Source organism: Rhodanobacter sp. FDAARGOS 1247 (assembly GCF_016889805.1).
Classification (GTDB): Bacteria; Pseudomonadota; Gammaproteobacteria; order Xanthomonadales; family Rhodanobacteraceae; genus Rhodanobacter.
Window position 1 is genome coordinate 2,406,825 of record NZ_CP069535.1, and the last position, 26,138, is coordinate 2,432,962.

The 26,138-nt window shown below is 67.6% G+C and carries 26 protein-coding genes, 1 tRNA gene and 1 pseudogene; 11 read left to right on the forward strand and 17 right to left on the reverse strand.

The features are described 5' to 3' along the window. The first annotated feature begins 6 nt into the window (after positions 1 to 6). A complete protein-coding gene (locus tag I6J77_RS10955; protein ID WP_204109006.1) occupies positions 7 to 642 on the forward strand; it encodes an AraC family transcriptional regulator in 636 nt (211 codons plus the stop codon). Position 643: 1 nt separating this feature from the next. Here I6J77_RS10955 and I6J77_RS10960 read toward each other — a convergent pair whose 3' ends face one another. Then, positions 644 to 1,144, reverse strand: coding sequence for a GNAT family N-acetyltransferase (locus I6J77_RS10960; RefSeq protein ID WP_204109007.1), 501 nt, complete (start codon positions 1,142 to 1,144; stop codon positions 644 to 646). A 188-nt stretch (positions 1,145 to 1,332) separates the two neighbouring features. On the opposite strand from I6J77_RS10960, the gene I6J77_RS10965 reads away from it, so the two are divergent. Both I6J77_RS10965 and I6J77_RS10970 read left to right on the forward strand, forming a co-directional pair. Continuing rightward, a complete protein-coding gene (locus tag I6J77_RS10965; protein ID WP_204109008.1) occupies positions 1,333 to 2,802 on the forward strand; it encodes a DUF4139 domain-containing protein in 1,470 nt (489 codons plus the stop codon). A gap of 19 nt (positions 2,803 to 2,821) precedes the next feature. Next, a complete protein-coding gene (locus I6J77_RS10970) occupies positions 2,822 to 3,583 on the forward strand; it encodes an enoyl-CoA hydratase/isomerase family protein (protein WP_204109009.1) in 762 nt (253 codons plus the stop codon). A gap of 65 nt (positions 3,584 to 3,648) precedes the next feature. On the opposite strand, the gene I6J77_RS10975 is transcribed toward I6J77_RS10970, so the two are convergent. The 3 genes and pseudogenes from I6J77_RS10975 to I6J77_RS10985 all read right to left on the reverse strand — a co-directional run bounded on the left by I6J77_RS10975 (position 3,649) and on the right by I6J77_RS10985 (position 6,061). Next, positions 3,649 to 4,503, reverse strand: a complete 855-nt coding sequence (locus I6J77_RS10975) for a sulfurtransferase (protein WP_204109010.1) — start codon at positions 4,501 to 4,503, stop codon at positions 3,649 to 3,651. After that, positions 4,500 to 5,305, reverse strand: a pseudogene (locus tag I6J77_RS10980) (DUF1289 domain-containing protein). The gene I6J77_RS10975 and the pseudogene I6J77_RS10980 overlap by 4 nt, the downstream one beginning before the upstream one ends. A gap of 27 nt (positions 5,306 to 5,332) precedes the next feature. Continuing rightward, positions 5,333 to 6,061 carry an FKBP-type peptidyl-prolyl cis-trans isomerase gene (locus I6J77_RS10985; RefSeq protein WP_007806123.1) on the reverse strand — a complete coding sequence of 243 codons (729 nt, stop codon included), beginning with the start codon at positions 6,059 to 6,061 and terminating at the stop codon, positions 5,333 to 5,335. A gap of 159 nt (positions 6,062 to 6,220) precedes the next feature. Here I6J77_RS10985 and I6J77_RS10990 point away from each other — a divergent pair, with 159 nt between their 5' ends. Continuing rightward, entirely contained in the window at positions 6,221 to 7,003 is a 783-nt protein-coding gene (locus tag I6J77_RS10990) for an enoyl-CoA hydratase/isomerase family protein (RefSeq protein ID WP_204109011.1), read from the forward strand. Positions 7,004 to 7,034: 31 nt separating this feature from the next. Here the strand turns inward: I6J77_RS10990 and I6J77_RS10995 are convergent, their stop codons facing one another. From I6J77_RS10995 to I6J77_RS11020, 6 genes are all read right to left on the reverse strand, one after another. Then, on the reverse strand, positions 7,035 to 7,943 hold the full coding sequence (locus tag I6J77_RS10995; protein WP_204109012.1) for a DUF1684 domain-containing protein: 909 nt from the start codon (positions 7,941 to 7,943) through the stop codon (positions 7,035 to 7,037). Next, positions 7,927 to 8,835 carry a DUF1684 domain-containing protein gene (locus I6J77_RS11000; protein ID WP_204109013.1) on the reverse strand — a complete coding sequence of 303 codons (909 nt, stop codon included), beginning with the start codon at positions 8,833 to 8,835 and terminating at the stop codon, positions 7,927 to 7,929. The genes I6J77_RS10995 and I6J77_RS11000 overlap by 17 nt, the downstream gene beginning before the upstream one ends. 34 nt (positions 8,836 to 8,869) lie before the next feature. Continuing rightward, the gene (gene mutL / locus I6J77_RS11005) at positions 8,870 to 10,681 is read right to left on the reverse strand and encodes a DNA mismatch repair endonuclease MutL (RefSeq protein WP_204109014.1); all 1,812 of its coding nucleotides are present in this window, start codon (positions 10,679 to 10,681) and stop codon (positions 8,870 to 8,872) included. Between the two features lie 43 nt (positions 10,682 to 10,724). After that, on the reverse strand, positions 10,725 to 12,221 hold the full coding sequence (locus tag I6J77_RS11010) for an N-acetylmuramoyl-L-alanine amidase (RefSeq protein ID WP_204109015.1): 1,497 nt from the start codon (positions 12,219 to 12,221) through the stop codon (positions 10,725 to 10,727). A 166-nt stretch (positions 12,222 to 12,387) separates the two neighbouring features. Beyond that, complete coding sequence (gene tsaE / locus I6J77_RS11015; protein ID WP_204109016.1) at positions 12,388 to 12,864, reverse strand: tRNA (adenosine(37)-N6)-threonylcarbamoyltransferase complex ATPase subunit type 1 TsaE; 477 nt, start codon at positions 12,862 to 12,864, stop codon at positions 12,388 to 12,390. After that, the gene (locus I6J77_RS11020) at positions 12,857 to 14,356 is read right to left on the reverse strand and encodes an NAD(P)H-hydrate dehydratase (RefSeq protein WP_204109017.1); all 1,500 of its coding nucleotides are present in this window, start codon (positions 14,354 to 14,356) and stop codon (positions 12,857 to 12,859) included. Before I6J77_RS11020 ends, tsaE begins: the two co-directional genes overlap by 8 nt. A 15-nt stretch (positions 14,357 to 14,371) precedes the next feature. On the opposite strand from I6J77_RS11020, the gene queG reads away from it, so the two are divergent. Further along, positions 14,372 to 15,466 (forward strand): tRNA epoxyqueuosine(34) reductase QueG, encoded by a 1,095-nt coding sequence (queG, locus tag I6J77_RS11025; RefSeq protein WP_204109018.1) that lies wholly within the window; start codon positions 14,372 to 14,374, stop codon positions 15,464 to 15,466. A 201-nt stretch (positions 15,467 to 15,667) separates the two neighbouring features. Here the strand turns inward: queG and panD are convergent, their stop codons facing one another. The 5 genes from panD to pcnB all read right to left on the reverse strand — a co-directional run bounded on the left by panD (position 15,668) and on the right by pcnB (position 19,780). After that, positions 15,668 to 16,060 (reverse strand): aspartate 1-decarboxylase, encoded by a 393-nt coding sequence (gene panD, locus I6J77_RS11030; RefSeq protein WP_204109019.1) that lies wholly within the window; start codon positions 16,058 to 16,060, stop codon positions 15,668 to 15,670. A gap of 104 nt (positions 16,061 to 16,164) precedes the next feature. Next, complete coding sequence (gene panC / locus I6J77_RS11035; protein ID WP_204109020.1) at positions 16,165 to 17,010, reverse strand: pantoate--beta-alanine ligase; 846 nt, start codon at positions 17,008 to 17,010, stop codon at positions 16,165 to 16,167. A 49-nt stretch (positions 17,011 to 17,059) separates the two neighbouring features. Further along, positions 17,060 to 17,890, reverse strand: coding sequence for a 3-methyl-2-oxobutanoate hydroxymethyltransferase (panB, locus tag I6J77_RS11040; protein ID WP_204109021.1), 831 nt, complete (start codon positions 17,888 to 17,890; stop codon positions 17,060 to 17,062). A 55-nt stretch (positions 17,891 to 17,945) separates the two neighbouring features. After that, on the reverse strand, positions 17,946 to 18,425 hold the full coding sequence (folK, locus tag I6J77_RS11045; RefSeq protein WP_204109022.1) for a 2-amino-4-hydroxy-6-hydroxymethyldihydropteridine diphosphokinase: 480 nt from the start codon (positions 18,423 to 18,425) through the stop codon (positions 17,946 to 17,948). Beyond that, positions 18,422 to 19,780, reverse strand: a complete 1,359-nt coding sequence (pcnB, locus tag I6J77_RS11050; RefSeq protein WP_204109023.1) for a polynucleotide adenylyltransferase PcnB — start codon at positions 19,778 to 19,780, stop codon at positions 18,422 to 18,424. The genes folK and pcnB overlap by 4 nt, the downstream gene beginning before the upstream one ends. 192 nt (positions 19,781 to 19,972) lie before the next feature. On the opposite strand from pcnB, the gene I6J77_RS11055 reads away from it, so the two are divergent. Both I6J77_RS11055 and fdxA read left to right on the forward strand, forming a co-directional pair. Next, a tRNA-Glu gene (locus I6J77_RS11055) sits at positions 19,973 to 20,048 on the forward strand. A gap of 168 nt (positions 20,049 to 20,216) precedes the next feature. Beyond that, complete coding sequence (fdxA, locus tag I6J77_RS11060; protein WP_204109024.1) at positions 20,217 to 20,540, forward strand: ferredoxin FdxA; 324 nt, start codon at positions 20,217 to 20,219, stop codon at positions 20,538 to 20,540. Positions 20,541 to 20,612: 72 nt separating this feature from the next. Here the strand turns inward: fdxA and I6J77_RS11065 are convergent, their stop codons facing one another. Both I6J77_RS11065 and dapA read right to left on the reverse strand, forming a co-directional pair. Further along, the gene (locus I6J77_RS11065; RefSeq protein ID WP_204109025.1) at positions 20,613 to 21,203 is read right to left on the reverse strand and encodes a hypothetical protein; all 591 of its coding nucleotides are present in this window, start codon (positions 21,201 to 21,203) and stop codon (positions 20,613 to 20,615) included. Between the two features lie 35 nt (positions 21,204 to 21,238). Beyond that, positions 21,239 to 22,135 (reverse strand): 4-hydroxy-tetrahydrodipicolinate synthase, encoded by an 897-nt coding sequence (gene dapA, locus I6J77_RS11070; RefSeq protein WP_204109026.1) that lies wholly within the window; start codon positions 22,133 to 22,135, stop codon positions 21,239 to 21,241. Between the two features lie 171 nt (positions 22,136 to 22,306). Here dapA and I6J77_RS11075 point away from each other — a divergent pair, with 171 nt between their 5' ends. From I6J77_RS11075 to I6J77_RS11090, 4 genes are all read left to right on the forward strand, one after another. Beyond that, positions 22,307 to 22,825 carry a glycine cleavage system protein R gene (locus tag I6J77_RS11075; RefSeq protein ID WP_056766498.1) on the forward strand — a complete coding sequence of 173 codons (519 nt, stop codon included), beginning with the start codon at positions 22,307 to 22,309 and terminating at the stop codon, positions 22,823 to 22,825. Positions 22,826 to 23,078: 253 nt separating this feature from the next. After that, positions 23,079 to 23,540 carry a peroxiredoxin gene (locus I6J77_RS11080; RefSeq protein WP_204109028.1) on the forward strand — a complete coding sequence of 154 codons (462 nt, stop codon included), beginning with the start codon at positions 23,079 to 23,081 and terminating at the stop codon, positions 23,538 to 23,540. A 55-nt stretch (positions 23,541 to 23,595) separates the two neighbouring features. Then, complete coding sequence (locus I6J77_RS11085) at positions 23,596 to 24,978, forward strand: PhoH family protein (RefSeq protein ID WP_056766426.1); 1,383 nt, start codon at positions 23,596 to 23,598, stop codon at positions 24,976 to 24,978. 168 nt (positions 24,979 to 25,146) lie between these two features. Further along, positions 25,147 to 26,100: an aspartyl/asparaginyl beta-hydroxylase domain-containing protein gene (locus I6J77_RS11090; protein WP_007806164.1), complete on the forward strand. Its 954-nt coding sequence runs from the start codon at positions 25,147 to 25,149 to the stop codon at positions 26,098 to 26,100. Positions 26,101 to 26,138: the final 38 nt, after the last annotated feature.

The following is a 26,138-nucleotide window of genomic DNA, read 5'->3' on the forward strand; positions in this document are numbered from 1 at the left end:
CCGACCATGCGCATCCCGGTCGCCCGCACCTCATTCACGGTCCGCCCGGGCGGGTCCGGCTGGGTCGAGACGATTGCAGGCGCGCGCCATGACTGGCGCTTCCGGCCGCACTTCCACGCCGGCGACGAAATCGTCGAGGTGCTGGCAGGCCGGGCGCGGCTGCGCCTTCCCACGACCTGCCGCGAGGTTGCCGCCGGCGACAGCGTCGTGGTGCCGGCGGGCGTGATCCACCGCTTCGAGCCGGTGGACGGCAGCGGCTGGGCGTTCATCTCGCGCTTCGTGCCGCCGGCCACGGAGAATGTCCCGGCTGGCGGTCCCCGCGATGCGCTGGGCGTGCAAGCCAGGGCGTTGCTGGGCGAGCGTCCCTCGTTGCACACCGACGTGGAAGCGATCGCGCAAGCCTGCGCGGTTTCCTCCGGACATCTGGCGCGCACGTTCCGCCGCGAGACCGGCAGCAGCCTGCACAACTTCCACGTCCTGCTGGCCCTGCACAAGGCCAAGGCCCTGTTGCGCGATCGCGCCTTGATCATCGACGCGGCGCTCGAAGCGGGCTTCTACGACCAGGCGCATCTCAACCGCGAATTCGTCAAGACGTTCGGCATGACTCCCGCTGTATTCCAAGCGGGCTGGGCAGCGGTATAGCTCAGGGCGTCCCCGGCTCGAGCTCAAGCGCCATGTACAGCGTGTCCGGCAGCGGGTTGTCGTAGTACGGCGCCACCGGGCGAAAGCCCAGCGCGACATACAGCTGCCGCGCCGCCGTCATCGAGGCCAGCGTGTCCAGCAGCACCCGCACGTAGCCGGCCCGGGCCGCCGCGGCGATCACCGCTTCGGCCAGTCGTCGCCCCAGCGCCTGGCCGCGCGCCCCGGGTCGAACATAGAGGCGCTTGATCTCGCATGTGCCCGGCTCCGACCAGGGGCGCAACGCCACGCACCCCTGCACCGATCCGGCACCATCGCGTGCGATCAGGATCGCGCCCCGGGGCGGCGCGTACTTGCCGGGCAGCTGTGCCAGCTCCGCAGCCACGTCCTGGAAGGAAAGGTCGATGCCGAGGCTGTCCATGTAGTCGAGGAACAGCTCGCGCACGATCGCGGTTTCGTCCGGCAGCCGGGCCGCGGCGATATCGATCGTCGAAGTAGCGGACATGGTGGGTCTCCATGCGGAATACGCACGCCACGATAGTGAATCCCCGGCGCCGGCGCTTGGACAGTCCTGACCAGCACGGGAACCGGTGCAAGGCAGGCGTCCACCGCACACAGCGACGCAGTCGGCACGCGACATGCACCCACCCTCGTTATGATGGCAATCCACTCCCCACGATGGAATGCGCCCCCATGACGACGCCACATCGCACTGTTACTGCCTTCACCATCCTCGCCTCCACCTGCATCGCCGCCCTCGCCGGCACCTCCGCGGCGCATGCCGCCGAAGCCACCGAACTCACCCTGTATCGCAGCGACAGCGCCGCGCTGTATGCCGGCAACGATGGCGGCAGTGTCAACGACGGCTATGCCGTGGTGCGCGAACAGCGCACGCTGGAGCTCGCCGCGGGCACGCACGACGTGGTGATCGGCGACCTGCCGAATTCGCTCGACGCCGAGGCGCTGGCGCTGGGCTTTCCCGACCGCAATGCGAAGGTGGTTTCGCAGCGCCTGCTGTTGGCGCAGGGCGCGAATGCGGCATTGACCGGACTGGTCGGTCATGCGGTGGAAGTGCTCGGCGCCGGTGGTCTGCCGCTGGCCGACGGCACCCTGCTGCGCGCGGGTGACGGTCTGCTGATACGCGGCGTTACCGGCACCACGCTGGTACGCAACTACGCCTCGGTGCGCAGCACCGACGGCAAGTTCCCGCTCGGTTCCAGCCTGGCTCTGCGCGTGGACGCAGCACGCGCCGGCACGTCCCGCGCCGTGCTCAGCTATCCCACCTCGGGCCTGGGCTGGCGCGCTGCCTACGTGGCGACGCTGCAGCCGGGCGCCACCTGCCGCATGCAGTTCGAAGCGCGCGCCAGCATCGCCAACCGCAGCGGGCGCGACTGGCACGATGCGAAGCTCACCCTGATCGCCGGCGAGCCGAACATGGCCAAGCCGTCGGCGCCGCAACCGATGATGGCGATGGCACGCGGTTTCAACGCAAAGGCCGACGCCATGCCGCAACAGGACAGCATCGGCGACTATCGCAGCTATGCCCTGCCCGGCGCGATCGAGCTGCCGGATGGCAGCGTCAGCCAGGTGCCGCTGTATGCCAGCCGCGCGATGGATTGCACACGCACCGCGTTGTACGAGAACGGCGGCAGCTTCCAGCCGCAGCAGCCGATCGTGAACCGCGACTTCAACCAGGGCGGCGGCAACACCATCGTCAGCACCCTGAAGCTGAAAGCCTTCGACAGCCTGCCGGCCGGCTACCTGCGCGTACTCACGGCCGACCGCAACGGCACGCCCCGGTTCATCGGCGAAGGCCGCATCGACGACACGCCCAAGGGCAGCGACGCCACCATCACCCTGGGCACCGCGTTCGACCTGCGCGCCGAACGCGAGCGCACCAGCTTCAGCATCGACAAGGCCGCCCGCACGATGGACGAAGCGTTCCGCATCGACTTGAGCAATGCCGGCGAGAGCGCGCGCACCGTGACGGTCCGCGAGCATCCCGGCCGCTGGCGCCAGTGGGTACTGGTATCGTCCAGCAGCAAGCCCAGCCAGCAGAATCCGGACACGCTGGAGTTCCGCATCGAGGTGCCCGCCCACGGCAAGGCCGTGCTCGATTACGCGGTGCGCTACAGCTGGACCGCCGACGAACAGCCGCAATAATCATTGAACGGAGTCAACCATGCTCAACCTGATCAATCACGACGCGATCCGCGAGATCCAGCTGGCCCGGCCGCCGGTCAACGCGCTGAACCTGGAGCTGGTGCGGGCGCTGCACGCCGCCATCGATGAGGCAGTACGCGACAACGTGCGCGGCATCGTGCTGTCCGGCGCCCAGGGACTGTTCTCCGCCGGTGTCGACGTGCCCGCCCTGCTCGCCTGCGACCGGGCCGGCGTGCGCGAATACTGGCGCGAGTTCTTCGCGCTGTGCGCCACGCTGGCGCGCTGCCCGGTACCGATGGTCGCCGCGATCACCGGCCACAGCCCTGCCGGCGGCGCCGTACTGGCCCTGTTCTGCGACTACCGCGTGATGGCTTCGGGCCCGTTCCGGATCGGCCTCAACGAGGTGCAGGTGGGCCTGATCGTGCCCGAATCGATCCAGCTGGCATTGCGCCGCGTCGTGGGCACTTACCGTGCCGAACGCCTGCTGGTGGCCGGCGCGATGATCGAGTCGGACGCGGCACTGGCCTGCGGCTTCGTCGACGAACTGACCGGCGTGGACCAGGTCACCACCCGCGCCCTGCACTGGCTGGGCGAGCTGCTGGCGCTGCCCTCCAACGCCATGCTGACGACCCGCCGGCTGGCCCGTGCCGACCTGGCTGGCGTCTATGTCGACGTCGACGCGTTGCCGCTGGATGAATTCGTCGACGCTTTCTTCCATCCGGAAACGCAGGCCGTGCTGCAGGCGCTGGTGGCGAAACTGAAGAGCAAGAGCGAGAAGTGAGTGGCGAGGAGTGGGAAGAGAAAGTGGGAGTCGATAGCTCTATCTCGCTTCTCACTCCTCTTCACTCACTCCTCGCCCTTGGCCACGGGCCGCGCCGGATCGCTGACCCAGCCGCTCCATGACGGCGCGTACAGCCGCGAGCCGTGCAGGCCGGCGTGTTCCATCGCCAGCAGGTTGTAGCAGGCGGTGACGCCGGAGCCGCACATGTGCACGACCTGCCCGGGCGCGGCGTCGCCCAGTACGGCGGCGAATTCCTGGCGCAGCTGCGCCGGCGGCTTGAAACGGCCATCGGCCTGCAGGTTGTCGACGTACGGGCGATTGCGGGCGCCGGGCACGTGACCGGCGGCGCGATCCAGCGGCTCGACCTCGCCGCGATAACGTGCGCCGGCGCGGGCGTCGATCAGCAGCGGCGCCGGCGCGGCATGCAGGGCCGCGTGGTCGACGATCACCTGGCCCGCATCGCAGGCCAGCGTCACCTCGGTGGACGTGCGCGGATGGACGTCCGTTTCCAGCGGCAGGCCAGCCGCCTGCCATGCGGCGATGCCGCCATCGAGCACCGCCACGTTGTGCACGCCGGCCAGCCGCAGCAGCCACCACAGACGCGCCGCCGCCAGCGCCCCCGGCCCGGTGTCGTAGCTCACCACCTGCAGTTCCGGCTTCCAGCCCCAGCGACCGAGCACGGCGTTGAAGGCCGACGTCGACGGCAGCGGATGCCGGCCCAGTCCCTCGGGCACGCGCGACATGTCGGAAAGATCGCGTTCCAGGTCGGCGAACACCGCGCCGGGAATGTGGCCGGCCAGGTAGGTACGCTCGCCTTGCGTGCGGTCGGCCAGGTCGACGCGGCAGTCGACGATCAGCACCTCGTCGGACGGCAGCGCCGCCAGTGCATCGACATCGATCAGGGTGGTCTTCAGCGTCATGTCCGTCCCATCCTCTGCAGCAGGTTGTAAAGCATCGAGGCGGTGGCGCCCCAGATGCGATGGCCGCCGTGGACGAATTCCACCATCGGCCGGGTCTGGCCGCGGAACTCCATCGTGTAGCGGCGCAGGTTGGCTGGCTCCAGCAGGAACGCCAGCGGCACTTCGAAGACTTCGGAAACTTCATCCGGCGCCGGGTACAACTGCGCACTGACGTCGATGCTGGCCACCACCGGGGTGATGCAGAAGCCGCTGATGGTCTCGAAACGGTCGAGGTAGCCCAGCGGCTTCACCAGCTGGCGATCCAGCCCGATCTCCTCCTCGCTCTCGCGCAGCGCGGTGGCCAGTGCGTCGTCGTCGGCGGGATCGGTGCCGCCACCGGGAAACGCCACCTGACCGGCGTGCGCCTGCAGGTTGTCGTTGCGCACGGTGAGCACCAGCCGCGGCTGCACGCCTTCGCGAAAGCCCACCAGCACGGCCGCCGGCCGGCGCTCGGTGGTGCCAAGCAGCTGCGCCATGTCCGCATGGTTCCAGCCCGGGCCGGTCGGTGGCGACGACAACGGCAGCAAGGCGTCGATCAGGCCATCGATGCGGTCGTCGATCATGGTTGCCGGCGCAATGGCAGGACCTGCTGCATCACGTACCGGCGTTCGGCCTGGCTCATCATGCGCCAGCGGCCGATCTCTTCGCCGCTGCGCTGGCAACCGATGCAATAGCCCCGCGGGTCCAGTCGGCAGGTGCCGATGCAGGGCGTCAGCGGGGCATCGTGGGCGGCGTCTTCAGCGCGGGCGGGATCGTTCGACATGACCCCGGGATGTTATCACCGCAGGGGTCACGGCCGGGCCGGGTCAGACTTGATCGCCAGCAGTTCGATCTCGAAAACGAGCGCCTCGTTCGGACCGATGCGCGGCAGGGCGCCCGCCTCGCCATAGGCCAGCCTCGGCGGAATCACCACCTTCCAGCGATCACCCGTATGCATGCGCGGAATCACGTCCTGCCAGCCGGGGATCACCTTGTCGACGCTGAAGCTGACCGGCGCACCATGCGCCCAGGTGCTGTCGAACTCGGTGCCATCGATCAGCATGCCGCGATAGTTCACCGTGACCAGGCTGGTCACGGTGGGACTGACCTTGCCGTCGCCCTTGCTCAACACCCGGTACTGGATGCCCGACGGCAACTGCACCACGCCGGGCTGCTGCCGGTTGCTGGCCAGGTAGGCGGCGCTCTTGCGTGCATTCGCCGCGGCGATCCGCTTGAATTCGCTCAGCGCCTCGGCGTGCATCTGCTGGTCGAGGCGCTGCAGCTGCTGGTGCATCTCCTGCATCGACACGCCAGGTCGTCGCCTGGCGTAGGCATCCTCGATCGCCTTCACCAGCACCGGGATCTCCACATCGGGCTTGCCGTCGGCGAACTGGCTGCCGATCTGGTATCCGATCGCGTACGACAGGCTGGCCTTGTCCGTTCGCGCCGGTGCCGGAGCAGCGCTCTGGGCGCAGGCCGCGCCGGCAACCAGCAGCAGGCCGAACGCGGCGCAACGCAGATGTGTGATGCCTTGTTCCACCGATCCTTCCTCTCGCCGGCGCGAGCCTTGATCCCGAGCAAACATCCTAAGCGGTTCGCGCATCCCGTGCAGCGGATCGCGCACGTGGCTTGAGAAACCCGGCGGCGGCAAAGGTTCCCGCTGCTACCATCGGCGGCTTGCAACTGTCAGGAGCCAGCCATGGCCTATCGCAATCTCGAAATCGGCAACCGCGGTGCCGTGCGCACCATCGTCGTCAACCGTCCGGACAAGCTCAACGCACTGAACCGCGACACCTTGAACGAACTGACCCTCGCCTTCGCGCAGGCCGGCCAGGACGACGCCGTGCGCGTCGTGGTGCTGACCGGTGCGGGCGAGAAGGCCTTCGTCGCCGGCGCCGACATCGCCGAGATGAACGGCTATACGCCGGTGCAGGCCCAGGGCTTCTCGCGCACCGGCCAGCGCCTGATGAGCTCGATCGAGCGGCTGGGCAAGCCGGTCATCGCCCGCATCCAGGGCTTCGCACTGGGCGGCGGCATGGAGCTGGCGATGGCCTGCCACCTGCGCGTGGCCAGCGAGAAGGCGAAATTCGGCCAGCCGGAAATCAACCTCGGCCTGATCCCCGGCTTCGGCGGCACCCAGCGCCTGCTGCGCCTGGCCGGCCGCGGCGCCGCGCTGGAACTGTGCCTGACCGGCGCGGTGATCAACGCGCAGCGCGCGTTCGAGCTGGGCATCGTCACCCGCGTCGTCGCGCCCGAGGCGCTGGACGAGGCGGTCGACGCGCTGGCCGATCACCTGGCTGCTGCCGCGCCGCTGGCCGCGGCCGGCATCCTCGACGCGGTGCTGCAAGGTGGCGAAACCGCCATCGACCAGGGCCTGGAATTCGAAACCCAAGGCTTCGCGCTGGCGTTTTCCACCGAGGACATGCGCGAAGGCACCGGTGCGTTCCTGGAAAAGCGCAAGGCGGAGTTCAAGGGGCGCTGAGGCCCTGCACGCAGGGCAGGCGCTGCCTGCCCTACTTTTCGGCTTCGTCGAATTTCTTCTCGCCCGCGGTCACCGCGAGCTTCAGGCGATTCTCCGGCGGCGCCAGCGGGCAGACCACGTGCGGTGTGATCGCGCACGGCGGGTTCTCGGCCAGGTTGAAATCCAGCACGAGCTTGCCGTTCTTCGGCGCGGCCGCGTACAGGAAGCGGGCGCCGCCATAGGTCAGCTTCCCCGCCGTGCGGTCGCTGAAGACGAAGAACAGACGGCCGTCCTCTTCGATCGGCAGCAGCTCGTAGCTGCGGCCGTCACGCCGGAATACCGCCTTGCCGGCGATCGGCGTGTCGCTCACGGTGCCGGTGACGTAGGCCATCTTCAACGTGTGCGACGGCTTGAACGGCACCCAGTCCGCCTCGATCCGCCAGGACGGATCGATCGGGAAATAGTCGAAGCCCGGGAAGTGCGTGCGCAGCGGCGCATCGTTGTCCTTCACCCGCAAGCCGCGCTGCGCGCCGTTCTCGATCACGTACAGATAGCTGCTGCCGAAACCCACCCGGGTCGGTCGCTGCTTGCCGTCGGAACCTTGCGTGCGCAAGACGTTGTCGATCACCGCCGGTGCGCCGTCGACGGTGATGCCGCGGGTATCCGCCAGATGCAGCCTGACCTGCCCGTCGGTCGCAAGCTCCAGCACGCCCAGGTGCGCAGGGGCACCGGAGACGGGGAAGTGGTTGTCCGGCGCACTGCCCACGCTGTTCGATCCGGGCTCCAGCCAACCCGAGGCAGTCAACGCCAGATAGCCGTCCATCTGCCTGAGTTGCTCGACGCGCTCGCTGCGCGCGCGTTGCACCGAGGCGACGTAATCAGCCGGCGTGGCCGCCGGCGCGGAGAATGCCAGCAGCAGGCCCAGCGCGACCAGCGCGCTCCTTTCAGTGATGCGAGCCACGATAATTCTTCTCCCCCGCGGTCACGCGCAGATCCAGCCGGTTCTCCGGCGGCGCCAGCGGACAGGTGGCGAAGCCGGTGAACGCGCACGGCGGGTTGTAGGCTTTGTTGAAGTCCAGCACGACCTTGCCTTCCTTCGGCGGGTCGATGTACAGGAAGCGCGCCGCGCCGTAGGTTTCCTTGCCGCTGGTGCGGTCGGCGAACACGATGAAATACTGCGCGTCGCCCGGCTCCTCGATCACCGGCAGCAACTCGAAATGCTTGCCGTCGCGGGTGAACTCCAGTTTGCCCGGCACCGGGTACTTGTCGATGGTGCCGATCACCGAGCCCATCTCCAGCGTCTCGCCCGGCTGCGCCGGCACCCAGTTCGCCTCGATCCGCCAGGACGGATCGATCGGGAACGAGTCGATGCCGAGGAAATGCTTGCGCGAGGGTGCTTCGCTGTCCTTCACGCGCAGGCCCTTGCGGCCGTCGCGATCGATCACGTAGAAGCTCGCCGTGCCGAACGCCACCTTCGTCGGCGCCGCATCCGCGGTGGCGTGCGCATCATCCACCAGCACGGCTTCGCTGACGGCCTTGCCGTCGATGGTGGCATGGCTGTCCTGGTCCAGCACGATCCGCATGCTGCCGTCGGTCGCCAGCGTGACCACGCCGAGATGGGCCGGCCCGGCGGTCAGCACGATGTCGTTGTCGGCGGCGCTGCCGACCCGGTTGGCGCCCGGCTGCAACCACTCCAGGCCGATCAGGCTGAGCCAGCCGTCCGCGGCGGTAAGCCGTTCCACACGGCCGGCATGCCACTGCTGGATACCCTGCGTGTAGTTATCGATGTCGGTGGCGTGCACGGTAGCGACTCCCAGAATGGCGGCGGCAACAAAAAGGCTGTTACGGAGCATCGGTTTCTCCAGTGAAACGTTTCTCGACGGCGCGTCAGCGACCGCGCATGAACAACCGGTCCAGCTCGGGCAGGCTCAGTTGCACCCAGGTCGGACGCCCATGATTGCATTGTCCGGAGCGCTCGGTCGCCTCCATCTCGCGCAGCAGCGCATTCATCTCGGGAAGGGTCAGGCGCCGGCCGGCGCGTACCGAGCCGTGGCAGGCCATGGTGGACAGCAGTTCGTTCTCCAGCTCCTGCAGTCGACGCGAGCTGCCGTGCTGGGCCAGTTCGGACAACACGTCACGGCTGAGCTGGGCCACGTCGGCGCCTTCCAGCAACGCCGGGATGCGCCGCACCACGATCGTGGCCGGACCGCTGCGCGAAAGTTCCAGGCCCCAGTCGGCCAGCGCCTCGGCGTGTTCCTCGGCGGCGGCAGCCTCCCTGGCACTCACCGCCAGGCTCAACGGCACCAGCAGCATCTGCGAGCGCAGGTTGCTGCCGACGCGGCCGGATTTCAGCTTCTCGTAGGTGATCCGCTCGTGCGCCGCGTGCATGTCGACCAGCACCAGCCCGTGCGCGTTCTCGGCCAGCACGAAGATGCTTTTCAGCTGCGCGATGGCGAAACCCAGCGGCGGCGCCTCGCCTTCGGCCGACTCCGGCAGCGGCGCCGCAGCCACCGGCGCGAACGAAGACGGGCCCAGCAACGCGGCATAGTCGGCCAGCGGTTCCTCACGAGTGCCCAGACCCAGCCGACTCTGGCTGGATGCACTGGGCCACGCTGACGGATACGCGGCGGCCACCGGCGCCGGATGGGCTTGGGCCGGCATCGAAACAGCTTCCGTCACCGGCAGCGTGCCCAGCCCCGCCCGCGTCTGCGCCAGCGCCTCGTGCAGGGTGCGAAACAGGAAGTCGTGCACCAGTCGCTGCTCGCGGAAGCGCACCTCGTGCTTGGCCGGGTGCACGTTCACGTCGACGCCGGCCGGGTCCAGCTCCAGATACAGCACGAACACCGCATGGCGGCCGTGGAACAGCACGTCGGCATACGCCTGGCGCACCGCATGGGCCACGATGCGGTCGCGCACCAGCCGGCCGTTGACGTAGAAATACTGCGAGTCGGCCTGCGCCCGCGAGGCGGTCGGCAAGCCGACCCAGCCGGACAGGTGCAGGCCCGCCGCCGCGTGATCGATACGCAGGCTTTGCGATGGAAATTCATCGCCAAGCACCTCGGCCACCCGCTGCAATTGCGCCTGCTGATCGCGGGCGGCCTTCCAGATGCGCACCGGCTTGCCGTTGTGGCTGAGCCGGAATTCCACCGAGCCGCGGGCCAGCGCCAGCGATTTCAGCAGGTCGTCGACATGCGCGAACTCGGTGCGTTCGGCGCGCATGAATTTCCGTCGCGCCGGCACGTTGTAGAACAGGTCGCGCACCTCGACGCTGGTGCCGGAAGGATGCTGCGCCGGGCGCGCCGCCTGCAGCTTGCCGCCGTCGACCTCGATGCGGAACGCGGCGTCCTGGTCGCGCACGCGCGAAGTCAGCGCGAAACGCGACACCGACGACACCGAGGCCAGCGCCTCGCCCCGGAAACCCATGCTGGCGACATGTTCCAGGTCGTCGAAGCTGCCGATCTTGCTGGTCGCGTGCGAGGCCACCGCCAGCGGCAGCTCGTCGACATGGATGCCGCCGCCATCGTCGCGCACGCGGATCAGTCGCGCGCCACCGGCCTCGATGTCCACCTCGATGCGCGTGGCGCCGGCGTCGAGGCTGTTCTCGACCAGTTCCTTGACCACCGAGGAGGGCCGCTCGATGACTTCGCCGGCGGCGATCTGGTTGATGAGTTCGGGGGGAAGCAGGCGGATGACGGTCATCCGCCAACTTTAACAGCGAACAACCGCGATGCCGCGGGGAAAGTCAGCCGGCGGGAATGGTCAGCGTGGTGCCGGCGCGCACCGTATTGCTGCTGATCTGGTTCGCGTTCTTCAGCGCACCGACGCTGACGCCGTACTGGCGCGCGATGCTGCTGAGACTTTCGCCGCGCCCGACCTTGTGCACGTCGCGCCCGGACGCCTTGCCAGACGACTGACTGGCGCTGGACGCCAGCTGCACGCCATTGCGTCGCGCCGCCTCGGCAGCAAACCAGGTGCCCGGCGGCGGCGTCGATTCAAAATAATTCTTCACGCCGCCCATGACCGCTTCGGCGAGCTTTTTCTGGTGCCCCGGATCGCGCAGCTTGCGCTCTTCGGCCGGATTGCTGATGAAGGCCGTCTCGACCAGGATCGACGGCACGTCGGGCGAACGCAGCACCACGAAATTCGCGCGCTCGACATAGCCGCGATGGGTCGGCCCCAGACGCCCCAGCGCCTTGAGCACGTTGCCGGCGATCATGTCGCTGGCCTGTATCGCCCAGCCCTGCTGCATGTCCAGCAGCACCTTGGCCAGGCTGTCGTCCTTGTCGTCCAGCGAGGTGCCACCGATGAGGTCAGCGCGGTTCTCGCGATCGGCCAACCAGCGCGCGGCCTCGCTGGTCTTGCCGCGCGGCGACAGCACCCATACCGAAGACCCTTTGGCGTCGCCGCTGGTGAACGCGTCGGCGTGGATCGACACGAACAGGTCGGCATTGTGCTCGCGGGCGATCTTGTAGCGCTGCGCCAGCGGAATGAAGAAGTCGCTGTCGCGCGTCAGCACGGCCTTCATGCCGGGCTGGCGATTGATCTCGGCGGCCAGCTCGCGTGCCACCGCAAGGGTGACGTTCTTTTCCAGCGTGCCGCCCGGACCGTGCGAGCCGGGGTCCTTGCCGCCATGACCGGCGTCGATCGCCACCACCACCTGGCGCTGGCCGTTGAGCATCGCTGCCGCCTGCTCGGCGGCAACCCGGCGGCTGTGCGTGGGATTGCTGTAGGTCTCGACGGGGGCCGGCTTCGCGACCGCAGCAGCAGCCACCGGAGCCACCGGAGCCTTCGGCGCCGGCGCGGCACTGTCGGCAGCGACATCACGCTCGACCTCGGCGGCGTTGTCGGCCGGATAGAAATCCAGCACCAGCCGATAGTCGCCATCGTCCTTCGGTTTCAGCAGGAAGCTTTTCAGCCGGCTCGACGGATCGACCCTGGCGGTCAGCTGCATGCCACTGCCGAGGCGGGAATGCGTCATGCCGTGGAACAGGCCCTGTGCGGACGGGTCGGAGAAATCACCGCCGGGGTTGCTGTCCGGCAGTTCGATCAGCACCTGGCCATGCTTCTGGCTGATCTTGTACTGCAGCGGGCCGGACGCGTCGAACACCACCCGGGTATAGGCCGGACCGGCCCAGACGCGAACGTCCTTCAACTGCGCGGCACCGGTCGCGCCCACGGGCAGCAGCGCCGCGATCGCGACGGCACACCAGCCGATCCGGTTGTTCAGGCAAGCCCTCATGCTCCGCATTGAAACGCAGGGCGATGCGCATTGCAAGATCTTTCCCTTGAATATCCAATACCTGCGGGGCATTTATCAGGTGAGATCAAGCTAAGGGATGCAACTCGTGTTTCCAGCACAAGTCCCTGGCCTGCACGACCGAATCAGGTTTTTCCAGCGAAAAGAATTACTTGGAAATCCTGTCGAGCAGCCTTGCACCGCGTCCGCCATGGGCGCGCAGCGATGCCTGACGACCAGCCCCGGCGTAGTCCAGGGTCACGGCAAGATCCGCCGCAGGCAAAGCCCCGCTGCCGCGCTCGGGCCATTCCACCAGCACCACCGCGTCGGGATCGGCCAGCGCGTCCAGGCCCAGCCATTCCAGTTCGCCCGGATCGGCGATCCGGTACAGGTCGAGGTGCCAGGCGGGCCGTCCGCCTGCCACATAGCCTTCGACGAGGCTGTAGGTGGGGCTCTTCACCCGCTCACCGACTCCCAGCGTCGTCAGCAGGGCGCGGGCGAAACTGGTCTTGCCGGCGCCGAGCGGGCCGTGCAGGTAGATCACCAGCCCGCCGTCCAGCGCACCGGCCAGGCGCGCGCCCAGTGCCGCGGTGGCCGCCTCGTCGGCAAGCATCCAGGTCGATACCGCCTGCGCCGGTTCAATCATGGTCACGTTCGTAGCCCGTCATGCCATTGCCCAGTGCCCGCAACGGCGCCAGCAGGTCGCTGGCCAGCAGGCCGCGCTCGCCCTGCCGCGCCGCCCGGTCGCCGGCACGGGCGTGCAGGCCCGCGCCAAGCCCGGCCGCCTGCCACGCACTGCAGCCCTGCGCCAGCAGTGCCGCCACGATGCCGGTGAGCAGGTCGCCCATGCCGCCGCTGGCCATGCCCGGATTGCCCCACGGACAGACGTCCAGACGTCCATCCGGGTCGGCGACCAGACTGCCGGCGCCCTTCAACACCACGACGGCGTGGTAGCGGCGCGCGATTTCGCGCGCCGCGGCGAAGCGATCCTGTTCGACCTCGTCGGTGGTGATTCCCAGCAGACGCCCGGCCTCGCCCGGATGCGGCGTCAGCACGGTCGGCGCGGTGAATCGACGCGGTTCGCGTGCCAGCAGGTTCAGGCCATCGGCATCGAGCACCAGCGGCCTGTTCACATCCAGCGCGGTCAGCCACAGGGCGTGACCCCAGGCCGCCTGGCCCAGCCCCGGGCCCAGCGCCAGCACGCTGGCACGGTCGAGCTGCGTGGCCAGTGCCTGGGGACCGTCGGCACCATGCGCCATCAGTTCCGGTCGCGCCGCGTTCAGCGCGAACACATGGGCCGCCCGCGTCGCCACGCTGACCAGCCCGGCACCGGCGCGCAGCGCCGACTCCCCGGCCAGGTGCACCGCACCGGCCATGCCATGGTCGCCGCCGATCACCAGTACGTGGCCGTAGTTGCCCTTGTTGGCGTAACGGTCCCGCGGCGGCAGCGACTCGGCGAACAGCAGACGGGCATCCGCCGGCACCGCCGCGCAGACGCTTTCCGGCACGCCGAGGGTGGCCAGTTCGAGTACGCCGACGTGATCGGCGGCGCGCCCGGTATGCAGGCCGCGTTTGCCGGCGATGAAGGTCACCGTGACATCGGCGCGAATCGCCGCAGCGGCGCAGCTGCCGCGGTCGGTGTCCAGCCCGCTGGGCACATCCAGCGCCAGCACCGGGCGACCGCTGCGGTTGATCGCCTCGATCAAGCGTGTCGGAGCCGCTTCCGGCGCGCGATTGAGGCCGATGCCGTACAGCGCATCCACATGCAGTTCCGCTTCGGGAAGCGCGGCCTGTGCGTCCCAGACCAGCACCTGCCCGCCAGCGGACTCCCATGCCGCGCGCGCCACCGCTGCATCGCCATGCGAGCTGGCCGTCAAGTCGACCATGTCGACCTGCAGGCCGGCCTCGCGCGCCAGCACGCCCAGCAGGAAGCCGTCGCCGCCGTTGTTGCCGGGGCCGCAGTGGATGCAGACGTGCTGCACCTGCGGCCAGTGCCGGCGCAGGCTGCTCAGCGCGGCGCTGGCCGCGCGCCGCATCAGTTCGGGCCCGGAAATGCCCAGCGCCGACAGCGCCGCGCGCTCGATCGCGCGCAACTGGTCGACGGTATGTAGGTTGCGGCTGGTCGGGTGGACGGGCATGCGCGAATTATAGGCATGCAGCGCACCTACAATAGCCGGATGTCCGACATCGACACCCGCACACCCGACTACGCCACGCTTGCCCGCGACATCAAGGGCTGGGCGCGCGAACTGGGTTTCGCCGACACCGGCATCAGCGGCACCCAGCTGGCCGACGACGAACAGCATCTGCTGAGCTGGCTCGATCACGGCCACCACGGCGAGATGGAATACATGGCGCGGCACGGCACCAAGCGCACCCGGCCGGCCGAACTGGAGCCGGGCACCCAGCGGGTCATCTCGGTGCGCATGGACTACATCCCGCCCGGCACCGCAAACGCCTGGGGCGTGCTGAATGACGCCGAGGCCGGTTATGTTTCCCGCTACGCGCTGGGTCGCGACTACCACAAGCTGATGCGCGGCCGCCTGCAGAAACTGGCCGAACGCATCCACGGCGTCGTCGGCGACTTCGGCTATCGCGCCTACGTGGATTCGGCGCCGGTGCTGGAAAAGGCGCTGGCGCGCAACGCGGGCCTGGGCTGGATCGGCAAGCACACGGTGCTGATCAACCGCAGCGCGGGCTCGTATTTCTTCCTCGGCGAGCTGTACACCGACCTGCCGCTGCCAGTGGACGAACCGGCCAGCGCGCATTGCGGCAGCTGCACGCGCTGCATCGAGGTCTGCCCGACCCAGGCAATCATCGGGCCTTACCAGCTCGACGCCAAGCGCTGCATCTCCTACCTGACGATCGAGCTGAAGGGCAGCATCCCCGAAGAACTGCGCGCGCCGATGGGCAACCGCATCTTCGGCTGCGATGACTGCCAGCTGGTCTGCCCGTGGAACAAGTTCGCGCAGACCACCATCGAGGCGGATTTCGCGCCGCGGCACAGTCTGGATGGCGCGAAACTGGTCGAGCTGTTCGCCTGGAGCGAGGACGAATTCCTCAAGCGCACCGAAGGCATGGCGATCCGCCGCACCGGTTACGAAGGCTGGCTGCGCAACATCGCGGTGGCGCTGGGCAATGCGCCCCGATCGGCCGCCGCGATCGAGTCACTCCATGCACGCGCCGACGATCCGTCGCCGGTGGTGCGTGAACACGTGGCATGGGCGCTGGCAAAGCAGCGCCGCTGACGCTCAGGGCCTGTGAAGAAAACCAGGTCCTGTGGTTTTCTTCTATCGCGAGTCCGGCGCATGTCCGGACTCGCTCACATGAAGCGGTCACTTGCGTGACTGCTTCATGTCCGGCCATCGGGCAACCGCTCCTGCGTTGCCTCAACTCGGGCATCCATGCCCTCGCCCTGGCCGGCCTGAGAAGTTGGAACTCACAACTTCTCAGGCGTCGGCCATCTGCTTCGGGATCGAACGATTGGTGTGGCTGATGCGGTTGCCCGGGCCGGCGGCGACGTAGACGCAGGTCGGCTGGTAGTTCTCCAGCTCCGCTTCGCTCAACTGCACGAAAGCGGCGATGATGATGACGTCGCCGGCCTGGGCACTGCGCGCCGCGCTGCCGTTGACCGAGATGATCCCGGAACCTTCCTCGGCGCGCAGCGCATAGGTGACGAAACGCTGGCCGCTGTTGACGTTCCAGGCGTGGATCTGCTCGTACTCGCGGATGCCGGAGGCGTCCAGCAGCAGACCGTCGATCGCGATCGAGCCTTCGTAGTGCAGTTCGGCGTGGGTCACCGTGGCACGGTGGATCTTGGCCTTGAGCATGTTCAGGTGCATGGGAATCTTTGTTTCCGGCAGGGTCAGCCTGCAAAGTCGGGCATTATCGAACTGCTGACGCTGCATCGCAACATCAACGGCCTGTTCCCGGATATGCGGCCATCTCAGTCGAACAGCAAGTTGTCGATCAGGCGCGTGTTGCCCAGCCGGGCCGCCACCAGCGCAATCAGCCCGTCGGACTCGCCGTCGGCCGGTTCGGCCAGGTCCTCGGCGCGACGGATCACCACGTAGTCCGGCACGAATCCCGCGCGTTGCAGGCGCGCGGCGGCGGTCTGCTCGATCGCCTGCCACGGATGTCCCTGCGCCAGCAGTTCGCGCATTTTCTGCAGGGTGTCGTGGATCAACGGCGCACGCGCCCGCTCCTCGGCGCTGAGGTACTGATTGCGCGAGCTGAGCGCCAGGCCATCCTCGGCGCGCAGGATCGGCGCCGCCATCACCTTCAGCGGCAGGCCCAGGTCGCGCACCATCCGCTCGACCACCTTCAACTGCTGGAAGTCCTTCTGGCCGAATACGGCCACGTCCGGCTGCACCAGGTTGAACAGCTTGCACACCACCGTGGCCATGCCATCGAAGTGGCCTGGCCGATGGGCGCCTTCCAGCTCGTCGGTGATCCGCGGCACGCGCACGCTGACGCTGTGCGCGGCACCGAACGGATAGATCGTGGCGACCTCCGGTGCGAACAGCAGGTCGCATTCACTCTCGGCCAGCGCGGCCTGATCCTGCGCCAGGGTGCGCGGATAACGGTCGAAATCCTCGTTGGGACCGAACTGGGTCGGGTTGACGAAGACACTGGCGACGACCCGCTCGGTGCGCGCACGCGCCAGCTTGATCAGCGACTGGTGACCGGCGTGCAGGTTGCCCATGGTCGGCACGAAACCCACCGTCTGGCCCTGCGTGCGCCAGCCACGGATCGCGGCCCGCAGCGCGGGGATGTCTTGTACGGTCTGCATGATCGGTCGACTCGCAGCCCGGTAGAAACGGGCTCAATGAAAACGAAGGTCAGTTGAAACAGTGCTCGGGCGCCGGAAAGGCGCCGCTGCGCACGTCCTCGGCATAGGCGGCAATGGCCGCGGCGACAGAATCGCGCCCGGCCAGGAAATCCTTGCTGAATTTCGGGCGCTTGCCCGGCGTGATGCCGAGCATGTCGTGGATCACCAGCACCTGGCCGTCGCAATGCGGGCCGGCGCCGATGCCGATCACCGGAATCGAAAGCGCCTCGGTTACCCGCCGTCCCAGTTCCACCGGCACGCCCTCCATCACCAGCAGGTCCGCGCCGGCGGCCTGCACCGCCAGCGCCTCGGCCAGCACGCGATCGGCGGCGGCCTGTTCGCGTCCCTGGATGCGGAAACCGCCGAACTTGTGCACCGATTGCGGGGTGAGCCCCAGGTGCGCACAAACCGGAATGGCCCGCGCGCTCAGCGCCGCGATCGCCTCCTGGACGTGCGGCGCGGCGCCTTCGATCTTGACCATCGCCGCACCGGCCTCGCCGACCAGTCGCGCGCCGGCTTCCAGCGCATGCGCGACATCGCGATCGGCCATGAACGGCAGGTCGGCCACCAGCATGGTGGCCGCCAGTCCGCGGGCCACCGCGGCCGTGTGGTAGACCATGTGATCGAGCGTCACCGGCAAGGTGCTGCGATGGCCCTGCACCACCATGCCCAGCGAATCGCCGACCAGCGCGATGTCGATGCCGGCCGATTCCAGCTGCCAGGCGAAGCTGGCGTCGTAGGCGGTGAGCATCACGATGCGCCGACCCTCGGCCTTCATCGCAAGCAGGCCTGGCACGGTCACCGGCTTGCGGTCGGGGACACTGGCGTTCTGCACGTACACGGCAATTCCTGATCGATGCTGGGCCGCCGATTATCCGGCGCGCCACGTTGAGGGCTCAAGCCACGCGTTCACAACCGGATGGATCGAGCCGGGCCAGTTGTTCAGCTACGGTAGCCTGTCCGGACGGGCGCAGGGTGGGCACAATGTCGCACAGGGGCAGCAGCACGAAGGCCCGCTCGGCCATGCGGGGATGCGGCAGGGTCAGGTCGGGATCGTCAAGCTGCACGCCTTCGACATGGAGCAGATCCAGATCCAGCGTGCGCGGCCCGTTGCGCTCGGCCCGCACGCGACCGGCGCGCTGCTCGATGACCAGCAGCGCCTCCAGCAGCGCATGCGGCGAGAGCTCCGTGTCCAGTTCCACCACCGCATTGATGAAGGGCGGCTGCTCCAGCACGCCCCATGGCGGCGTGCGATACAGCGAGGAGCGTTGCCGCAGTCGGGTCCCGGGCAAGCGCGCCAGCGCGTCCATCGCGTCCAGCACCTGTTGCCGGGGATCGCCGAGATTGCTGCCCAGCGCCACGTAGGCCAGGCTCATGCGGAGCCTGATTTGTTGCCCGGCTTGCGACGACGACGGCGTGGACGCGGCGGCTTCGCGGCGACCGGCGCGGGGACGTAATCATTGGCGCCTGCCCCGCCACCGGCCGGCAGGGCCGAAGCCAGCACATCCTGCGGCAGCTGCTGGGCGTGGGCCCACCACTGGCCCAGCTCGCGCATCGCCGGCGACTCGTCGGCACGCAGCAGCAGGAAATCGAAGGCGGCACGGAAGCGCGGATGGGCCATCAGGCGGAATACGCGCTTGCGCTGGATCTGTTCGAAACGCGGCTGCAACGACCAGATCTCCTCCATGGTGAAGGTGAACCGGCGCGGGATCGCCACGCGCTGGCACTGCTCGCCCACCACCCGGGCGGCGGCTTGCGCCCAGGCCTCGTTGCTTTCGACGCCACGCCCGATCAACTGGTGCGCCACGTCGCGCACTTCGCCCCACAACAGCACGGCGAACAGGAAGGCCGGCGTGACCGACTTGCCCTCGTGGATGCGGGCATCGGTATTGGCCAGCCCATTCTCGACCAGCGAACGCAGCGCATCGTCGCCGCGCCGAAGCGCCCGTGCGGTGGCCGGAAACAGGAACTTGAGCAGGCCGCAGTGTTCCAGCATGCGGAAGCTCTTCAAGCCGTTGCCGGACAGGAACATCTTCAGTGATTCGTCGAACAGGCGCGCGGGCGCGGCGTCGGCCAGCAGCGGCCCCAGCGTCTCGAACGGCGCCATCGCGGCGGCGTCGATCTGCATGTCCAGCTTCGCTGCCAGCCGCGCCGCGCGCAGCATGCGCACCGGGTCCTCGTGGTAGCGGACGTCCGGATCGCCGATCAGGCGCAGCATCCGGTCCTGCAGGTCCTGCATGCCGCCGACGTAGTCGCGCACGGAGAAATCGCTGATGTCGTAATACATCGCGTTGACGCGGAAGTCGCGGCGGATCGCGTCCTCCTCGATGGTGCCCCAGATGTTGTCGCGCACGATGCGGCCATCGACGATGTGCCGGTCGCCCTCGCCGCCCTCCTCGCCGGTGCCGCGAAACGTGGCGACCTCGATGATTTCCGGGCCGAACACCACGTGGGCCAGGCGGAAGCGGCGGCCGATCAGGCGGCAGTTGCGGAACAGCCGCTTCACTTCATCCGGCGTGGCGTCGGTGGCCACGTCGAAGTCCTTCGGCTGCAGCCCCAGCAGCAGGTCGCGTACCGCACCGCCGACCAGATAGGCCGTGTGCCCGGCCTCGTTCAGCCGATACAGCACGCGCAAGGCGGCCTTGCTGATGTTCTTGCGCGAAATGATGTGCTGGTCGCGCGGAATGATCCGCAGCGTCGGCGTGGCGTCAGTCCTTGATTGTAGATTCAAGCGGTGGGAATCCTTGGCGGGGCGAAGCTGCCCGTCGGTTGCAATATATCGCGGCACAGAGCAACGCGGGCCGCTCCGCGTGGCGCCGGACACGTGCACCGGCAGGTCCCGTTTCGGGCAACGCAGGCAGATGCACGGCAAGCATTGCCGGGGGAAACAATTCCGCTATACTAGCGCGCCTCGCTGCATAACGCTCCCTTCGTCTAGTGGCCTAGGACACTGCCCTCTCAAGGCGGGAACACGAGTTCGAGTCTCGTAGGGAGCACCATTGTTTGTGCGATCATCCATGATCGCTGCAACATCGACTGCAAGAAGCTAGGGTGCAGACTGCGCTCCGGGTAGAGATCAAAAGCGGCCATCCATGGCCGCACTCCTCACAAAAGCTCGCATTCTGCGACACTCGTCTGCAGTGCATATCCTTTGAGAGCCCTCTTCCATGACCTTTGTTGTCATCGACAACTGCATCAAGTGCAAGTACACCGATTGCGTCGAGGTCTGCCCGGTCGACGCGTTCCACGAAGGCCCGAATTTCCTGGTGATCGATCCGGACGAGTGCATCGACTGCACCCTGTGCGAGCCCGAGTGCCCGATCAATGCGATCTACCCGGAAGACGACGTTCCCGCCGGCCAGGAAGCGCTGGTGGTGCTGAACGCGGAGCTGGCCAAGGGCTGGCCGGTGATCACCGAGCGCAAGGATGCCCCGGCCGATGCGAAGGACTGGGAAGGCAAGCCCGGCAAGCTGGAACTGCTGCAGCGCTGATATCGCGCCGCGCCGATGCCCGATGCGAAAACGCCGCCCGAGGGCGGCGTTTTCAATGGCCGGACGGAAGACTCAGCCGCCCAGACGCGACTTCAGCGTATCCACCACCTTGCCCACCGCGGCCGGATTTCCGGTGGCGCGCACTTCGCTGCCGCTGGCGCCGCTGGTGTTGATGCTGACCTGCACCTGGTGCGAGCCGGCGCCCGGCGCCTGCACCGCGCTGCTCTTGTCGCGACCGAACATGCGGCCGAAGAAGCCCTTCTTTTTCTGCTGGGCGACAGCATCGGACACGTTCAGCGTGTAGCTGTGCGCCGCATCGTCATGCGCGATCACCTCGCCCAGGTTGCCGCCTTCCAGCGCCTGGCCGACACGGCGATAGACGCTGTCGGCACCATCGGCGACCACGAAGCCGTCGCTGATCTGGCCATTCGACGAACCGACCCGGGCCGTTGCGCCATTGGCGGTCGGCTGGTTGCCACCGGGCGGCGGAATCACCAGCGCTTCAGCGGTCGAGGGCCGGTCAAGCGCAGGCGGGATCTCCAGCGGGGCTTCCTGCAGCGCAGTCTCCCAGGCCTTGTGCGAACGGAATGCGCCGCAGCCGGTGAGCAGCAGGCCACTGAGGGCCACGGCCGGCAAGGCCACGAGGAGCGAGGTTTTCTTCATGTAATCGGATTCCGTAAGGTAAGTCAGGCAACCGTTCAACCGGCCGCAGTCGCCAAGGATGCCAGACTGGACAGCGCTTGGTGCAATCGGGCGCGATCCGGACCGTCGTTCAGTTCCACCAGCGGCAACCTCGGCAGGGCCAGTCCCAGCCCCAGCACAGGCAAACCGGCCTTGACCGCGATCGGGTTCGGCGCGCAGTTGAGCGCCTCGACCAGGGGTTCCAGCGCGGCATGACAACGCGCGGTGGCCGCCCGATCTCCGCCGGTGGCCGCGTCGCACAAGTCACGGAACGCCCGCGGCACCAAGTTGGCCACCACCGAGATGGTGCCGGCGGCACCGGCCAGCATCGCCTGCCCGGCTGTGCCGTCGTCGCCGGACAGATAGACGAAATCCGGACGCACAAGTTCCGCCAGCGCCGAAATCCGCGGCTGGTCGCCACTGGCCTCCTTGATGCCCACGATCGCGGGATGATCACGCAGTGCGGCGACCGTCTCCGGCAGGACATCGCAACCGGTACGGCTCGGCACGTTGTAGAGCAGTACCGGCAGCTCGCCGTGTTCGGCCACTTCCAGGTAGTGGCGGCGCATGCCTTCCTGGGTCGGCCGCACGTAGAACGGCGCCACCACCAGGGCCGCATCGGCGCCCAGCGCACGGGCCCGCCGGGTCAGTGCCACCGTTTTTGCGGTGCCCGCCTCGCCGGTACCGGCAATCACCGGAACCCGTCCGTTCACCCGATCGACGGCAAACGCCAGCAGGCGCTCGAACTCGTCGTGTTCGAGCATGTGCGCTTCACCGGTGGAGCCGGCCACCACCAGCGCCTGGGTGCCGCCGGCGATCTGGTAATCAAGCAGCCGACCGAAGGCCGCCAGATCGAGCGAGCCATCGGCCGCGAACGGCGTGACCAGCGCGCAGATGCTTCCGCGAATGTTCAAGACCCGATTCCACTGCAAGGCAAGCCCTGCATGTTACTTGCCGCTTCGCGAGCCGGGCAAGTAAGCTCGATGGGAGTAGTCTCACCGTTCCGCATCACGCGGTCGACGTTACGCAGGCAGACCTCCTTGAAATCCACTTCCGGCTCCGCACGCTCGGGCAACGACAACCAGTTGCTGATCCATGCGCTTACCACCTCGACCCAGTCGCCACTGCTGGCACTGGCCCGGCGAATCGCCGACGCCGGCTGCAACCTGTCCGAATCGCGAGTCGCCACCATCGGCACGGAAACCTCGCTGATGCTGCTGGCCAGCGGCGCCTGGGACGCCCTGGCCAAGCTGGAAACAGCCCTGGCCAAGCTGACCCGCGACGAGAGCATGCGGCTGGTGCACTACCGCACCGGGCCGCGCGAGAACAGCTCGCACCTGCTGCCTTATCTGGTGGAAGTGGTGGCCGCCGACCGGCCGGGCATCGTGGCCCGCATCGTGGACTTCTTCAGCCAGCACGGCATCAGCGTGGAGCAGCTCAACTCCACCCGCTATCACGCCATGCAGACCGGGGCGGAGATGTTCCAGGCCCAGTTCACCATCGGCATTCCGGCGGAAATCCACATCGCCGCCTTGCGCGACGACTTCCTGGAACTGTGCGACGGCCTGAATCTCGACGCGATCATGGACCCGGTCAAATTCTGAGCCGGTGACATCCGCCGAGCATCGCGCGATCGTGGCGTCCTGACAAGGACTGTCCTGCGCCAAGCCACCCGCGCTAGTCTGTGGCCGTGAGTTGCCGGAGGACCGTTGCATTGCAGCCAGCTTGTCGAATCACCCCGACCCTTTCCGGCGCAACAGCTCGCCCTGCCGCCGTCGCAACGTCGACCTCAGCGGCCTTCTCCATCCTTTCCTTTTCCCACACGTCGCGGCATCGCCTCGCCGCGCAGGACCCCTCATGCCCGATATCGGCAAGAAACTGCCCGCACTGAAAGGCCTCACCGGCGACGGCAGCGAACTGAAGCTGTCCAGCCTCAAGGGACAATGGCTGGTGGTGTATTTCTACCCGAAGGACTCGACGCCAGGATGCACCACCGAAGCGAAGGACTTTCGCGACCTCTACCCGGCCTTCCGCAAGCGCCATGCGCAGATCATCGGTGTCTCGCGCGATTCGCAGAAGTCGCACGCGAACTTCGCCAACAAGCAGGAACTGCCGTTCCCGCTGGTCTCCGATGCCGACGAAACCTGGTGCCGCGCCTTCGACGTGATCCACGAAAAAGTGCTGTACGGCAAACGCTTCATGGGCATCGTGCGCAGCACGTTCCTGATCGATCCGGAGGGCAAGCTGGCCGCGGAATGGCGTGGCGTGAAAGTTTCCGGCCATGCGCAGGCCGTGCTCGACGCCATTCCCGCTGCCTGACCCTGGACGTACCCGCCGGCCCGTTCCTTCCACCCACCAGTGAGGACACTTCCGCATGACCGGAAGCAAGCGCATCTACGCTCTCGACACCAACGTCCTGCTGCATGACCCGACCTCGCTGTTCCGCTTCGAGGAACACGATGTCTTCATCCCGATGACCGTGCTGGAGGAACTGGACGAAAAGAAGAAGGGTGCCTCGGAAGTCTCGCGCAATGGCCGCCAGGTCAGCCGCTTCCTCAACGAACTGGTCGAACTGGGCAAGCAGCACGATCTGGGCGAGGGCCTGGAACTCAGCAATCCGCAGGGCATCAAGCTCAAGCGCGGCGGCTCGGTGGGCCGCCTGTATTTCCAGCATCGCACCAGCAGCAACGGCCACACCAAGGCGGACAACCAGATCCTCGCCGCGGTGATCGAGTTGCGCGACCAGAACCCCGGTCGCGACGTCATCCTGGTCACCAAGGACATCAACCTCCGGATCAAGGCCAGCATCAACGGCATCGTCGCCGAGGATTACGAAAACGACCGCGCGCTGGACGACTTCTCGCTGCTCTACACCGGCTCGGCCGAACTGCCCGAGGACTTCTGGGACCTGCACCCGGAAGTGCGCTCGTGGACCGAGCGCGGCCGCACCTATTACGAGGTGAACCGGCGCGAGCAGGACGACTGGCATCCGAACCAGTGCCTGTACCTGCCGGGCGAAAACGCAGTCGAGCTGCGCGTGCTGCACCTGGACGAGACCAGTGCCACCTTGCTGCTGCTGGACGACCATTCGCACGCGAACCATCACGTCTGGGGCATCGGCGCGCGCAACCGCGAGCAGAACTTCGCGCTCAACGCGCTGATGGACCCGGACATCGACTTCGTCACCCTGCTCGGCAACGCCGGCACCGGCAAGACCCTGCTGGCGCTGGCCGCCGGCCTGGCCCAGGTGATGGACCAGCAGCGCTACCGCGAGATCATCATGACCCGCGCCACCGTGTCGGTGGGCGAGGACATCGGCTTCCTGCCCGGCACCGAAGAGGAAAAGATGACGCCGTGGATGGGCGCGCTCACCGACAACCTCGAAGTGCTGGCCAACCCCGAGGATGGCGGCAGCTGGGGCCGCCAGGCCACCAACGACCTGCTCGCCTCGCGCATCAAGATCCGCTCGCTGAACTTCATGCGCGGGCGCACCTTCCTGTCGCGCTACCTGATCATCGACGAGGCGCAAAATCTCACCCCGAAGCAGATGAAGACCCTGATCACCCGCGCCGGCCCGGGCACCAAGATCGTCTGCCTGGGCAATGTCGAGCAGATCGACACGCCGTATCTGACCGAGACCACCTCCGGCCTCACCTACGCGGTCGATCGCTTCAAGAACTGGGAGCACTCCGCCCACATCACCCTGCGCCGCGGCGAGCGGTCGCGACTGGCGGACTTCGCGGCGGAGTCGCTTTAGTACCGGGATTTCGGATTCGGAAAGGCCGAAGCCGGCGCTTCGTCGATGACTGGAAACTCCCCGCGCGGCTGAATGCCGCGCGGGTGATTCGGCGGGCACCGAGCCGGGGCGCGGCAAACGCGTAGAATGGCAGGCCCCGGAATCCCTGCCACGGCTGCTCGCGTTGCCATGATCCTCACCCCTCGCCTCATCCTGCTTGCCGTATTCGTGTTCTTCGCGCTGTGCGTGCTGCTGGTGCACCTGCGCGGTCGCGTGCGGCTGCGTTTCGATCGCCAGCTGGTCGACCACTCGGCGATCTTCGCCCCGTACAACCTGCTGATGTACGCGTTTTCCGCCGTGCCGGCGAAACCCATCCTCGATCGTCGCGGCTTTCCGCAACTGGACCTGCTGCAGGCGAACTGGCAGGCCATCCGCGACGAAGCGCTGCAGCTGTTCGACGAAGGCCACATCCGCGCGGCCGCGAAGAACGACGACGCCAGCTTCAACAGCTTCTTCAAGCAGGGCTGGAAGCGTTTCTACCTGAAGTGGTACGGCGAGCCGCTGGCCTCGGCCGAGGCGCTGTGCCCGAAGACGGTCGAGTTGCTCAACGCGATTCCCGGCATCAAGGCGGCGATGTTCGCCACGCTGGCGCCAAACAGCAAGCTCAACCCGCATCGTGACCCGTTCGCCGGCTCGCTGCGCTACCACCTGGGCCTGATCACGCCGAACTCGCGCGACTGCCGCATCTTCGTCGACGGCGAGGAGCACGCCTGGGGCGACGGCAAGGACGTGGTATTCGACGAGACCTTCGTGCACTGGGTCGAGAACAAGACCGACCAGACCCGGGTGATCCTGTTCGCCGACGTGGAGCGTCCGCTGCGCACGCGCTGGATGAGCGCGATCAACCATCGCGTCGGCGCGTTCATGGGCAGGATCACCGCCTCGCCGAACAGCGACGCCGGCACCGAGAAGACCGGTTTCGTGAACCGCCTGTACGCGCTCAGCCAGCGCAAGGGCGCCACGCATCGCTGGAAGGTGGAGTTCAAGCGCCGCCACCGGACGCTGTACAAGGCCTTCAAGTACACCGGCATCGTGCTGCTGATGTGGCTGATCTTCCTGGCGCCGTGGCCGCTGTTCCGCTGAGCAGTCACATCGCGTGAGTGGCGCGCGTCCTTGATCAG

Excerpts from the sequence above, each read along its gene's own strand:
- I6J77_RS11000 (WP_204109013.1), bottom strand. The coding sequence starts at position 8,835 with ATGCTCCGTAACAGCCTTTTTGTTGCCGCCGCCATTCTGGGAGTCGCT.
- I6J77_RS11085 (WP_056766426.1), top strand. The coding sequence starts at position 23,596 with ATGACCGGAAGCAAGCGCATCTACGCTCTCGACACCAACGTCCTGCTG.
- I6J77_RS10975 (WP_204109010.1), bottom strand. The coding sequence starts at position 4,503 with ATGACGCTGAAGACCACCCTGATCGATGTCGATGCACTGGCGGCGCTG.
- tsaE (WP_204109016.1), bottom strand. The coding sequence starts at position 12,864 with ATGATTGAACCGGCGCAGGCGGTATCGACCTGGATGCTTGCCGACGAG.
- panC (WP_204109020.1), bottom strand. The coding sequence starts at position 17,010 with ATGCAGACCGTACAAGACATCCCCGCGCTGCGGGCCGCGATCCGTGGC.
- I6J77_RS10965 (WP_204109008.1), top strand. The coding sequence starts at position 1,333 with ATGACGACGCCACATCGCACTGTTACTGCCTTCACCATCCTCGCCTCC.
- I6J77_RS10960 (WP_204109007.1), bottom strand. The coding sequence starts at position 1,144 with ATGTCCGCTACTTCGACGATCGATATCGCCGCGGCCCGGCTGCCGGAC.
- I6J77_RS11090 (WP_007806164.1), top strand. The coding sequence starts at position 25,147 with ATGATCCTCACCCCTCGCCTCATCCTGCTTGCCGTATTCGTGTTCTTC.
- queG (WP_204109018.1), top strand. The coding sequence starts at position 14,372 with ATGCAGCGCACCTACAATAGCCGGATGTCCGACATCGACACCCGCACA.
- I6J77_RS11065 (WP_204109025.1), bottom strand. The coding sequence starts at position 21,203 with ATGAAGAAAACCTCGCTCCTCGTGGCCTTGCCGGCCGTGGCCCTCAGT.
- I6J77_RS11010 (WP_204109015.1), bottom strand. The coding sequence starts at position 12,221 with ATGAGGGCTTGCCTGAACAACCGGATCGGCTGGTGTGCCGTCGCGATC.
- folK (WP_204109022.1), bottom strand. The coding sequence starts at position 18,425 with ATGAGCCTGGCCTACGTGGCGCTGGGCAGCAATCTCGGCGATCCCCGG.
- I6J77_RS11080 (WP_204109028.1), top strand. The coding sequence starts at position 23,079 with ATGCCCGATATCGGCAAGAAACTGCCCGCACTGAAAGGCCTCACCGGC.
- I6J77_RS10955 (WP_204109006.1), top strand. The coding sequence starts at position 7 with ATGCGCATCCCGGTCGCCCGCACCTCATTCACGGTCCGCCCGGGCGGG.
- I6J77_RS11020 (WP_204109017.1), bottom strand. The coding sequence starts at position 14,356 with ATGCCCGTCCACCCGACCAGCCGCAACCTACATACCGTCGACCAGTTG.
- I6J77_RS10970 (WP_204109009.1), top strand. The coding sequence starts at position 2,822 with ATGCTCAACCTGATCAATCACGACGCGATCCGCGAGATCCAGCTGGCC.
- mutL (WP_204109014.1), bottom strand. The coding sequence starts at position 10,681 with ATGACCGTCATCCGCCTGCTTCCCCCCGAACTCATCAACCAGATCGCC.
- fdxA (WP_204109024.1), top strand. The coding sequence starts at position 20,217 with ATGACCTTTGTTGTCATCGACAACTGCATCAAGTGCAAGTACACCGAT.
- panD (WP_204109019.1), bottom strand. The coding sequence starts at position 16,060 with ATGCACCTGAACATGCTCAAGGCCAAGATCCACCGTGCCACGGTGACC.
- I6J77_RS10990 (WP_204109011.1), top strand. The coding sequence starts at position 6,221 with ATGGCCTATCGCAATCTCGAAATCGGCAACCGCGGTGCCGTGCGCACC.